The 12,019-nt window shown below is 60.0% G+C and carries 7 protein-coding genes; 6 read left to right on the top strand and 1 reads right to left on the bottom strand.

Translation table 11 applies throughout. From position 1 onward, the window contains the following. The first annotated feature begins 10 nt into the window (after nucleotides 1-10). The 5 genes from queA to lpdA all read left to right on the top strand — a co-directional run bounded on the left by queA (nucleotide 11) and on the right by lpdA (nucleotide 6,241). Nucleotides 11-1,063 (top strand): tRNA preQ1(34) S-adenosylmethionine ribosyltransferase-isomerase QueA, encoded by a 1,053-nt coding sequence (queA, locus tag SJY21_RS03100; RefSeq protein ID WP_377506048.1) that lies wholly within the window; start codon nucleotides 11-13, stop codon nucleotides 1,061-1,063. A gap of 143 nt (nucleotides 1,064-1,206) precedes the next feature. Then, the gene (locus SJY21_RS03095; protein WP_377506046.1) at nucleotides 1,207-2,499 is read left to right on the top strand and encodes an MFS transporter; all 1,293 of its coding nucleotides are present in this window, start codon (nucleotides 1,207-1,209) and stop codon (nucleotides 2,497-2,499) included. A 51-nt stretch (nucleotides 2,500-2,550) separates the two neighbouring features. Then, the gene (locus tag SJY21_RS03090) at nucleotides 2,551-3,135 is read left to right on the top strand and encodes a DUF924 family protein (protein WP_377506043.1); all 585 of its coding nucleotides are present in this window, start codon (nucleotides 2,551-2,553) and stop codon (nucleotides 3,133-3,135) included. 103 nt (nucleotides 3,136-3,238) lie between these two features. Next, nucleotides 3,239-4,765, top strand: coding sequence for a diguanylate cyclase (locus SJY21_RS03085; RefSeq protein ID WP_377506040.1), 1,527 nt, complete (start codon nucleotides 3,239-3,241; stop codon nucleotides 4,763-4,765). 81 nt (nucleotides 4,766-4,846) lie between these two features. Then, nucleotides 4,847-6,241: a dihydrolipoyl dehydrogenase gene (lpdA, locus tag SJY21_RS03080; RefSeq protein WP_377506037.1), complete on the top strand. Its 1,395-nt coding sequence runs from the start codon at nucleotides 4,847-4,849 to the stop codon at nucleotides 6,239-6,241. A gap of 477 nt (nucleotides 6,242-6,718) precedes the next feature. Here lpdA and SJY21_RS03075 read toward each other — a convergent pair whose 3' ends face one another. After that, the gene (locus SJY21_RS03075; RefSeq protein ID WP_377506034.1) at nucleotides 6,719-8,902 is read right to left on the bottom strand and encodes a VWA domain-containing protein; all 2,184 of its coding nucleotides are present in this window, start codon (nucleotides 8,900-8,902) and stop codon (nucleotides 6,719-6,721) included. Between the two features lie 206 nt (nucleotides 8,903-9,108). Here SJY21_RS03075 and uvrA point away from each other — a divergent pair, with 206 nt between their 5' ends. After that, nucleotides 9,109-11,967 carry an excinuclease ABC subunit UvrA gene (gene uvrA, locus SJY21_RS03070; protein ID WP_377506031.1) on the top strand — a complete coding sequence of 953 codons (2,859 nt, stop codon included), beginning with the start codon at nucleotides 9,109-9,111 and terminating at the stop codon, nucleotides 11,965-11,967. The last annotated feature ends 52 nt before the right edge of the window (nucleotides 11,968-12,019 follow it).

Raw genomic sequence — 12,019 nt, 5'->3', positions numbered from 1 at the left:
GGAGAGCGGCGTGAAGCTGAGTGACTTTGATTTCCAATTGCCCGACGACTTAATCGCCACGCGCCCTGTGACACCGCGCGGTGATGCGCGTTTGTTGCTGGCGGACGGGGAGGCCACGTGCGATCTGCATGTGCGTGATCTTGTGGATGTGCTGGGGGCGGGGGACCGGCTGGTGCTCAATGACACCAAGGTCATTCCAGCGCGGTTGTCAGGCGAACGCAGCCGCGAGTCCGCCCAAGGGGTCGTGACCGCCCGCATCGAAGTGACCCTGCTTGAGCCGCGCGCGGATGGCTGCTGGGCGGCGCTGATCAAGCCGCTGCGCAAGTTGAAAACTGGTGAAACGGTGGTGTTTTCACCTGATCTGTCCGCCGTTCTTGACGGGGTTGAAGACGGGCAAGGGCTGTTGCGTTTCAATCTGACGGGCGATGATTTTGATGCGGCTTTGGCCGATGCGGGTGCGATGCCGCTCCCGCCCTATATTGCCGCGAAACGCGCCGCGGATGACGCGGACAAAACCGACTATCAAACCGTATGGGCGCGCCATAAGGGGGCGGTCGCGGCCCCCACCGCATCCCTGCATCTGGACCGTGACATGCTGGATGCGCTGGCTGCCAAGGGCGTGCAGTTTACCTATGTGACCCTGCATGTGGGGGCGGGGACGTTTCTGCCCGTCAAGGTGGACGATATCGCCGATCACAAGATGCACTCCGAATGGGGGCATGTGAGCGCGCAGGCCGCCGACGAGATTAACGCGACCCGTGCATCGGGTGGACGCATCATTCCGGTTGGCACCACGGCCCTGCGCCTGATCGAAAGCGCGGCAAAGGGTGATGGTATCGCCCCGTGGGAAGGGCCGACGGACATTTTCATCACGCCCGGATTCAGCTTTCGAATCGCGGACGGGTTGATGACCAATTTCCACCTGCCCAAATCGACCTTGATGATGCTTGTGTCGGCCCTGATGGGCACCGCGCGCATCCGCGAGATTTACGCCCATGCCATTGCGCAGAACTACCGGTTTTTCTCGTATGGGGATGCATCGCTGCTTTTGCCAAAAGCGTGATCGGATTCACTGCAATTTAACGTGGACATGGCAAGGCGAACAGGCCAAGGGGGCGCTGTTGGTTGCTGGCATGTCGCGGATATGGGACAGGTCGGGGGGAACCGCAGTTAACCTTGGGTAAATGACGCCCGAAAGGGGACGAGATGATCAAAGTTCTTGGCACATCCTGGGCGTTGTTTCTGGGCATGTTCATGCTGATGGTCGGCAACGGCTTGCAGGGCACTTTGCTGGGCCTGCGCGGCGCGGCGGAAAATTTCAGCGCCTTCCAGATGTCATTTGTCATGTCGGCGTATTTCGTGGGTTTTCTGGGCGGGTCGCGGTTTGCACCGGAAATGATCCGCCGGGTGGGCCATGTGCGGGTCTTTGCCGCCCTTGGATCGACGATTTCGGCGGTGCTGATCCTTTACCCTGTGTTGCCCGAGGTTTGGGCCTGGACATTGGGGCGCGTGCTGATCGGGTTCTGCTTTTCCGGCGTTTATGTGACAGCTGAAAGCTGGCTCAACAATGCGGCGACAAATGAAACACGCGGGCAGGCCCTGTCGGTTTACATGATCGTGCAGATGGGCGGGATCGTCGCGGCGCAGGCGATCATCTCGCAAGGCGATGTGTCGGGCTTTACGTTGTTCATCATCCCGTCGGTGCTTGTGTCGCTGGCCTTTGCGCCAATCCTGCTGTCGGTGGTGCCGACACCGGCCTTTGACAGCACCAAGCCGATGCACCTGCGCGAGTTGATCGCGGCGTCGCCGCTGGCGTCCGTGGGGATGTTCCTGCTGGGCGGCGTCTATTCGGCGCAGTTTGGCATGGTCGCCGTTTACGGCACCGAAATCGGGCTGACCGTGGCGCAGGTGTCGATCCTTGTGTCGGTGATCTATATTAGCGCGCTTGTCTCGCAATACCCGATCGGCTGGTTGTCGGACCGGATGGACCGCCGTGTCCTGATTGTCGCGATGGGGGCTGTGGGGGCCGTTGGCGCGTTTCTGGCCGCGCTGTTGGGCGCGGGATCATTCGTGATGCTGATGATCGGGGCCGGCCTTGTGGGGGCAACATCGAACCCGCTTTATTCGCTGCTGATCGCCTATGCCAACGACTATCTTGAACACGAGGATATGGCCGCCGCCTCGGCCGGGTTCCTGTTTATCAACGGGGTCGGGGCGATTGCGGGGCCACTGGTGATCGGCTGGGGCATGGGGCTGATCGGGCCGCATGCCTTCTGGATGCTGATCACCGGGCTGATGGGCGCGATGGCGGTTTACGGCCTTTACCGGATGACGCGCCGCCCCACGGCTACCCCTGTCGAGGACATGGTGCCCTATACGCCGGTCTCGCCCACGTCCTCGCCCGTCCTCGCCGAGGTGGCGCAGGAAATCTACATTGACGCCGAAGAGCAACAGGAGAGCGAGGCTTTGGAAACTGAAAGGGTTGTCACAAAGCCATGAAACTGCAACGCTTTCATCACGCAAGGTCGCTTATTGAAGGGAGGAGGTTCCATGGTCACACCTGAGAACATCCTGACATACTGGTTTGACGAGGTTGGCCCCAAGGGCTGGTATGGTGGCGGCGCCGAGCTGGACAGCGAAATACGCGATAAATTCCTGCCCACCTGGCACGAGGCCCGCGATGGCGCCTGCGGATTGTGGCTGACCTATCCCGTTGGCACCCTTGCATATATCATTCTGACGGACCAGTTTCCGCGCAACATGTTCCGCGACGCGGGCGAGGCGTTCAGTTCCGACAAATCCGCGCGCGCGGCATCCAAGATTGCGATCAGCCGCGACTGGGATCTGAAAATCGGTGAACCGGCACGGCATTTCTTTTACATGCCGCTGGTGCATTCCGAAAACCTGATTGATCAGGACCGCGCCGTGCGCCTGATCCACAGTCGCATGTCCGAAGCAGGGGCCGAAAACCTGCGCCATGCGCGCGCGCACCGCGAAGTGATCCGCCTGTTCGGGCGTTTTCCGTTCCGCAACGCCGCCCTTGATCGCCCCAGCACCGCGGCCGAAACCAAATGGATGGCCGAAGGGGGCTATGCCGCTGCCCTGCGCGCTGTGGATAGTTCTGCCGCGGCCTGACCATACAATTTGAACTGTTTTTCTGCTGGCGTGCGGGCTGCGATTAATCTTGCGGCAAGCATTTCGCGCGAAAGTCCCCTATGTTCTAGGGATAGGTGCGCTGGTGAAACACGACAGAATTGACCAAGATGCCCCGGTGCCATCGTGGCAGGCCGGTCTTGATCTGCGCGATGACGATCATGCCGATCTGGCCACCGAAATCATGAACATCATGGAACAGGGGATTCTTGTCTGGTCGCAGGACGGCATTTGCGAACTGCACAATACCCGCATCTTCGATGTCCTCGAAATCAGCGGGGATGACCTGACCATTGGCACGGAACGGGATGAATTTCGCGACAAGGCCCTGTCGCACGGGCAGATCTCGGATGAAGACCGCGCAAATTCGGATGCGCGGATCAAGGCGCATCAGCCCTATTCGTTTGATCTTGTGCTGCCTTCGGGGCGGGTGGTTCTTTCCAGTGCACGGCCCGCGCGCGGCGGCGGCTATGTGGTGACGTTCACCGATGTCTCCGAAGCGCGGCGCGTCGCCCGTGACCTTGCCAACGCCAAGATCACGGCGGAAATGGCCGAAAGCCGCGCCAAGGATGTGTTGGCCACCGAACGCGCCCGCCAGGACGAGGCCAAGATGCTGGGCAACCTTGATGAATGGTTGCAGTCGTGCAAATCGCTCGATGAATTGTTCATGATCGTCACCAAGTTCATGGACAAACTGATCCCCGGCAGTGCCGGCGAACTTTATGTCTATTCCAACAGCCGTGATGTGCTGGATGGCATGTGCGCATGGCCCGCCGACCAGTTGCACGACCATATCGCGCCCGACAGTTGCTGGGCGCTGCGCCGTGGCCGCGCGTATGAATACGACGCGCAGGGCATGTGTTTTCCCTGCGACCACACCAAATCCGATGATGCGCCGGTCGCTGACGAATATATCTGCGTGCCGATTGTCGCCCATGGTGACACGGTCGGCCTGCTGCACATCCGCTTTGACAGTGACCACGCCGGGCATCTGCGTGACAGCGGCACATTTGCGGTGCGCTGCGGCGAACATATCTCCATGGCCATCGCCAACGTCAAACTGCGCGATGAACTGCATGATCAATCCATCCGCGATCCGCTGACCGGCCTGTATAACCGGCGCTATTTCATGGATGCGATGCGGCGCGAAATCTCGATCTGTGACCGCAAGAAACGCAGCTTTGGGCTGGTGTCGTTCGATGCGGACAAGTTCAAGAATTTCAACGACAACCACGGCCATGACGCGGGCGATATGGTGCTGCGCGCGATCGGGGAAAAACTGCGCGATGTGATGAACGACGGCGAGGTGTGCTGCCGCATCGGTGGCGAGGAATTTGCCGTTCTTGTCCCCAAGGCCGATCTGGCGCGCACGCTTGCACTGGCCGAAGACCTGCGCGAGGCGATTGCCGCCACGCAGGTGCGCTATCATGACGGGCCGCTGCCCCGTGTTACCATTTCGGCGGGCGTATCTGCCTTTCCCGACAGCGGAATGACGCCGCAATCCCTGCTCAAACGCGCCGACGAGGCACTGTATCGCGCCAAGGAAGCCGGGCGCAATACCGTCTGTCGCGCTGATGATGCGCCGGCACCTGGGGTTGCACGCAGGAAATAGCTGCCATGCCCTAAGGTCACTGGCAGGCGATTGCGAATTAGTTTAACGTCAAACTAGTTTTGCAATCCAAGGGAGGGGCACATGGCTGCCAGCAATTTCGATCTGATCGTTATCGGTGCCGGTCCGGGGGGCTATGTCGCGGCTATTCGCGGCGCGCAACTGGGGATGAAAGTCGCCATTGTCGAGCGTGAAAATCTGGGTGGCATCTGCCTGAACTGGGGCTGTATCCCGACCAAGGCGATGTTGCGCAGTTCCGAAGTGTTCCACCTGATGCATCGCGCCAAGGAATTCGGCCTGAAAGCCACCGGCGTCGATTACGATCTGGACGCCGTCGTCAAACGCTCGCGCGGGGTTGCGGGGCAGTTGTCGGGCGGCATCGGCCATCTGATGAAAAAGAACAAGGTCACCGTGTTCATGGGCGATGCGACCCTGCCCGCCAAGGGCAAGGTCAGCGTCAAGGCCGACAAGGGCACTGAAGAATTGACCGCGAAAAACATCGTTGTCGCCACCGGCGCACGCGCGCGTGAATTGCCGGGCTTGGAGGCGGACGGCGATCTGGTCTGGACATACCGCCACGCCCTGCAACCGCCGCGCATGCCCAAGAAATTGCTGGTCATCGGGTCCGGCGCGATTGGCATTGAATTCGCCAGTTTTTATAACACGCTGGGTGCCGACACGACCGTGGTCGAAGTGATGGACCGCGTGCTGCCCGTGGAGGACGCCGAAATCAGCGCCTTTGCCAAAAAGCAGTTCGTCAAGCAGGGCATGAAAATCATGGAGAAATCCATGGTCAAGCAGCTGGATCGCGCCAAGGGCAAGGTCACGGCCCATATCGAAACCGGCGGCAAGGTCGAAAAGATCGACTTTGATACGGTCATTTCCGCCGTTGGCATTGTCGGCAATGTCGAAGGTCTGGGCCTTGAGGAACTGGGCGTCAAGATTGATCGCAGCCATGTGGTGACGGATGAGTATTGCCGCACGGGCGTGGACGGGCTTTATGCCATCGGCGATATCGCCGGTGCGCCGTGGCTGGCGCACAAGGCCAGCCACGAAGGCGTGATGGTTGCCGATCTGATCGCGGGCAAACATGCCCATCCGGTCAAACCCGAAAGCATCGCAGGGTGCACCTATTGCCACCCGCAAATCGCCAGCGTCGGCTATACCGAGGCCAAGGCCAAAGAACTGGGCTATGACATTAAGGTCGGCCGCTTTCCGTTCATCGGCAACGGCAAGGCAATCGCATTGGGCGAATCCGAAGGCATGATCAAAACAGTGTTTGATGCGAAAACCGGCGAATTGCTGGGCGCGCATATGGTCGGTGCGGAAGTTACCGAACTGATCCAGGGCTATATCGTCGGGCGCCAGCTAGAGACCACCGAGGAAGATCTGATGAACACCGTCTTCCCGCATCCAACCCTGTCGGAAATGATGCATGAAAGCGTGCTGGACGCCTACGGGCGCGTGATCCACATGTAGGCCGACGCGCTTGGGCAAAAGGGAGGTCCTGACGGGCCCAGCCCCTTGCAGTAAATGATGCATGTGAGACCCCGCTGGGGGTTCGGAGTAGCAATGGCCGCTTCGAGCCCGAAGTGACGCTAGCTGGGGAAGGCTGGCCCGCCCGGAATCAAGGCGCAGCCGCCGGGCGATCGTCGGCCCGTCCCCACGGGTCGGCGATTTTGCCAACCGCGCACGATGCTGATCCGGAAGATGTGTGTGGCCACCATAAAGCGTCAAAGCGGCAACGTCGTATCGCCAACCCACGGGCCGCCGACCGCCCTGCTTATTGACGTTTGGCAACGGCAGCAAAGTCCCGCAAAGCCGACAATCATCACATCCACCTTTCGAAAAAATCTTCGGGAGGTGGATTTTTATCATCGTAGTGCCCTGAACGGCACTCATCTCAGTGCTGCATCATTTACTGCAAAGGTCGGTCCTGACGGGCCGCCCGTTTTATTAATCTGTCACAGTGATCAGCCGCGACCCGATGACCGTTGTGTCCTGACTCAGGAAATACCGGATTTCGTAAGTGCCCGGTGTTTCGGGCAAATCCAGGCGCACGGGGTTGCCAGAGCGGGTGTATTCATAGGTTTCATACCCCGTTTCCCCGATCACACCGATGCCGATGTAATCGTTGGGATAATCCGGCCCCATCCAGCCCACATCAACTGTCGTGCCTGCCTGCACCGTGTCCGGTGCCATGAACGCAACCTCGACCGGTGTGGTGGTGATGATCCGGCTGGCGGCGACCTCGCTGTCCTGACTAAGGTAATAACGGATTTCAAACGTGCCGGCCTCGGCAGGCATTTCCAGCATCAGCGGGCTGCCTTCGCGGGTGTAGGTGTAGTTGATATAACCGTTTTCGCCGATCTGGCTGACGGCGACATAATCGTTGTCATAATCCGGTCCGTCCCACATCACACCAACCAGCGCGCCCATGGGGGCCGTTTCGGGCGCATCCAGTGTGACGCTCAGCGCGGTCACGGCGATCGGGGCCGTTGCAATGACTTCGCTGTCCTGACTAAGAACATAGCGCAATTCGTAATCGCCCGGCGCGACCGGCATTTGCAGCATCAGCGGGCTGCCGTCTTTGGTGTAGGTGTAGTTGATGTAACCACGTTCGCCAATTTCGGCGACAGCGATGTAGTCGTTGTCATAATCCGGTCCGACCCATTCCACCGGCACACTCGCCCCTGCCGTAGCCGTGGCGGGGCCGCTGACACTGACGGCGATATCAGTCACCGTGATCGGGCGGGTGGCGATGACGGTGCTTTGCTGGCTCATCACATAGCGCAGCTCGTAGTCGCCGGGTTCTGTGGGCATGTCCACCTGTGTGGGGTTGCCGCGCGCGGTGTAGCCGTAGTTTTCGTAGCCGGTATCGCCGATGCGGGCCACGGCGATATAGTCGTTGCGATAATCCGGTCCGGTCCAGCCGATGTCGATCGTTGCGCCAACGGGGGCCGTGTCGGGGGCCATGATCGTTACATCAACGGGGGTAACGTCGAACGGATCGCCAATGGCCAGAACCTCGCTGCCCTGACTGCGCACATAGCGCAATTCGTAAGTGCCGGGCGTGGCTGGCATTTGCAGATCAAGCGGGCTGCCGTCCTTGGTATAGCTGTAGGTTTCATAGCCCCGTTCACCGGGGATCGACACGGCGATATAATCATTGTCTTCGTTCGGGCCGCTCCATTGCACGGGCACGGTGTCACCGATCAGCGCCGTGGCGGGGCCGCTGACGGTGGCGTCGGGCAGGGGGATGTCAAAGGGGATCGTGACCGTTACATCGCCCGCGCCTGACACGGTGAATGTGGCGTCTTGGGTCATTTCCTGCACCACCCATGTGGCGGTTGCGCGGTATGAGCCTTCCAGCAGGTCGATGTTGATCGGGTTGCCTTGCAAATCTTGGACGACCACGCCCGCATCATTGCTGACGGTCCAAAGAACATCGTCGGTGATCGACAGCCCGCCTTCGCCGATCGTGGCGCGGAAGGTGCCGTTGACGGTGATGATTTCGGGTTCTTGCGTGATGATATCCAGCGCGGCGGCCAGTTCATCGGCGTCACGCGCGGTGCGAAAGGTGCCACCGGTTTCATCGGCGATGCACTGCATCTGGCCCAAGGCTTCGGCGTCGGAAATATCAAAGCCGATCACATGGGCGGTAAAGTTGATCCCGGCTTCTTCCAGCAGGCGCGCGGCGGCGCAGGGGTCGGGATTGCAGGTTTCCACGCCGTCACTGACAAGGATCACCGTGGCGCTGTCTTCGGTATAGCGCAGGGCATTTGCGGCGGCGATCACGGCGTCTGTCATCGGTGTCTTGCCCAGCGGCTGGATGTTGGCCACGGCCTGCGCAATCGCATCGCGCGTGTCCAGATCGGGCGCGACCACGGTTTCAATGTCGGTGCAGTTGCCCCGTTCACGGTGTCCGTAAACCGTCAGCCCAAGGCGCTGATCCGCGGGCAGGGTTTGCAGCAGGTCCGTCACCACGTCCTGCGCGATGGTGATTTTCGCAACCCCGTCGATCTGCCCCCACATGGACCCGGACCCGTCCATCACAAGGATGGTGTTGGGGCGGTCCTGTGCGGCGAGGGTCACTGGCAACAACAGCAGGGCAAAAAGCAGGGTAATCAGGCGCATCATGAAATCCTCGGGTTCGTTGAATGCCCCTAGGGAAGCACAAGTGCGCGAGTCGGAAAAGGGCTGCGCGATGCGGGTCGGGAAATCCAGACCTGCCCGATGGCTGTTGATGTCAGCAGAAAACGCGCGTGTTCATGACATGTTCTTCTTTTTCGGTTGGCGGGGCGGGTCAGGTAAACTACATATTCACCACTGATCAGGGGGCCAGAATGCCAGAGCAACGATTCATCGAGGTGCGCGGTGCGCGTGAACACAACCTCAAGAACATCGACGTGGATATTCCGCGCGACCAACTGGTTGTGATTACAGGGCTTTCCGGCTCGGGCAAGTCCAGTCTGGCCTTTGACACGATCTATGCCGAAGGGCAGCGCCGCTACGTGGAATCGCTGTCGGCCTATGCGCGCCAGTTCCTTGATATGATGGAAAAGCCGGATGTGGATCACATTTCCGGCCTGTCGCCCGCGATTTCGATTGAACAAAAGACGACGAGCAAGAACCCCCGATCAACCGTCGGCACCGTGACCGAGATTTATGACTATATGCGCCTGCTGTTTGCGCGCGCGGGGACGCCGTTTTCCCCTGCAACCGGATTGCCCATCGAAGCACAACAGGTGCAGGACATGGTTGACCGTGTGATGGACATGGAAGAGGGCACGCGCGGCTATCTTTTGGCGCCGATCATCCGTGACCGCAAAGGCGAATATCGCAAGGAATTCCTTGAGTTACGCAAGCAGGGTTTCCAGCGCGTGAAGGTGGATGGCGAATTCTATGATCTCGACGAACCGCCCACGCTCGACAAGAAGTTCCGCCATGACATCGACGTGGTCGTTGACCGGATCGTTGTGCGCGAGGGGTTGGAAACGCGGCTGGCCGACAGTTTCCGCACCGCCCTTGATCTGGCCGACGGGATCACCGTGCTTGAGACCGCCCCCAAGGAGGGCGCGCCGGAGCGTATCACGTTCTCCGAAAATTTCGCCTGTCCCGTGTCCGGTTTCACCATCCCCGAAATCGAACCGCGCCTGTTTTCATTCAACGCGCCCTTTGGTGCCTGCCCCAGCTGTGACGGTTTGGGGGTGGAGCTGTTCTTTGACGAACGCCTTGTGGTGCCGGACCCGTCCCTGAAAATCTATGACGGCGCGCTGGCCCCGTGGCGCAAAGGAAAGTCGCCCTATTTTCTGCAAACCATCGAAGCGATTGCGAAACACTATGATTTCAACAAGAGCACGCGCTGGATGGACTTGCCGGAAAAGGTGCAGCAGGTGTTCCTTTACGGGTCGGGCGAGGAAGAGATCAAGTTCCGCTATGACGAAGGCGGGCGCGTCTATCAGGTGAGCCGCGCATTCGAAGGCGTGATTCCGAATATGGAACGCCGTTACCGCGAAACCGACAGCAACTGGATCCGCGAAGAATTTGAACGCTACCAGAACAACCGCCACTGCGGCACCTGCGAAGGCTATCGTCTGCGCCCCGAAGCGCTTGCAGTGAAAATCGCCGGATTGCACGTGGGGCAGGTGGTGCAGATGTCGATCCGCGAGGCGTTTGATTGGTGCGAAAGCGTGCCCGATCACCTGAGCAAGCAAAAGAACGAAGTGGCGCGCGCGATCCTCAAGGAAATCCGCGAACGGTTGGGGTTTCTCAACAATGTCGGCCTTGAATACCTGACCCTGTCGCGCAACGCCGGCACCCTGTCGGGGGGCGAGGCGCAGCGCATCCGGCTGGCCAGCCAGATCGGTTCGGGGCTGACGGGCGTTCTTTATGTGCTGGACGAACCCTCCATCGGGCTGCACCAGCGTGACAATTCCCGCCTGCTGACCACGCTGAAAAACCTGCGCGATCAAGGCAATACGGTGATTGTCGTGGAACACGACGAAGAAGCGATCCGCGAGGCGGACTATGTGTTCGATATCGGCCCCGGTGCCGGTGTCCACGGTGGCCAGATCATCGCGCGTGGCACGCCGCCGGAAATTGCCGCCAACCCCGACAGCATCACCGGCCAGTATCTGACGGGCACGCGCGAAATTCCGTTCAGCGCGACACGGCGCAAGGGCAACAAGAAAAAGGTCAGCGTCAAGAACGCGACCGGTAACAACCTGCGGGGCGTCGATGTGGATTTCCCGCTGGGCAAATTTGTCTGCGTGACGGGTGTGTCGGGCGGGGGCAAATCGACGCTGACCATCGAAACCCTGTTCAAGACGGCCAGCATGCGCCTGAACGGTGCACGCCAAACACCGGCACCCTGCGACCAGATCAAGGGGCTGGAACATCTGGACAAGGTCATCGACATTGACCAGCGCGCCATTGGCCGCACGCCACGATCCAACCCCGCGACCTATACGGGCGCCTTTACCCCGATCCGCGACTGGTTTGCCGGCCTGCCCGAGGCCAAGACCCGCGGTTACAAACCCGGCCGGTTCAGTTTCAACGTCAAGGGCGGGCGCTGCGAAGCCTGTCAGGGTGACGGTGTCATCAAGATCGAGATGCACTTTCTGCCCGATGTCTATGTGCAATGCGAGACATGCAAGGGCGCGCGCTATAACCGTGAAACCCTCGAAGTGCGTTTCAAAGGCAAAAGCATCGCGGACGTGTTGGATATGACCGTTGAAGACGCGCAGGACTTCTTCAAGGCGGTGCCCAGCATCCGCGAAAAAATGGACGCACTTGTGCGCGTGGGACTGGGCTATATCAAGGTCGGCCAGTCCGCGACGACCCTGTCAGGGGGCGAAGCGCAGCGCGTGAAACTGTCCAAGGAACTGGCAAAACGGTCCACCGGGCGCACGCTTTATATCTTGGATGAACCGACCACGGGTCTGCATTTCGAGGACACGAAAAAGCTGCTTGAGGTGCTGCACGAACTGGTCGATCAAGGCAATTCGGTGATTGTGATCGAACATAATCTGGACGTGGTGAAAACCGCCGACTGGATCATCGACATCGGCCCCGAAGGCGGGGACGGCGGCGGCATGGTTGTGGCCACAGGCACGCCGGAACAGGTGGCCGAAGTCAGCGAAAGTTACACCGGTCACTATCTGAAACCGATGCTACAGGCGAAAAAAGTGGCGGCCGAATAGGGCCAGCCCTATGCAGAAAATGGCGTAGTCACAGCGAACGGCAGCTTTGAGC

This window comes from Octadecabacter sp. R77987 (assembly GCF_042466115.1).
Taxonomy (GTDB): domain Bacteria; phylum Pseudomonadota; class Alphaproteobacteria; order Rhodobacterales; family Rhodobacteraceae; genus SW4.
Note: the sequence above shows the minus strand (reverse complement) of the source record. Positions and strands in the feature narration are given on the sequence as shown.

What these genes read in the sequence shown, in the direction of transcription:
- SJY21_RS03095 (WP_377506046.1), top strand. Translation starts at nt 1,207, where the DNA reads ATGATCAAAGTTCTTGGCACATCCTGGGCGTTGTTTCTGGGCATGTTC.
- SJY21_RS03090 (WP_377506043.1), top strand. Translation starts at nt 2,551, where the DNA reads ATGGTCACACCTGAGAACATCCTGACATACTGGTTTGACGAGGTTGGC.
- lpdA (WP_377506037.1), top strand. Translation starts at nt 4,847, where the DNA reads ATGGCTGCCAGCAATTTCGATCTGATCGTTATCGGTGCCGGTCCGGGG.
- SJY21_RS03075 (WP_377506034.1), bottom strand. Translation starts at nt 8,902, where the DNA reads ATGATGCGCCTGATTACCCTGCTTTTTGCCCTGCTGTTGTTGCCAGTG.
- uvrA (WP_377506031.1), top strand. Translation starts at nt 9,109, where the DNA reads ATGCCAGAGCAACGATTCATCGAGGTGCGCGGTGCGCGTGAACACAAC.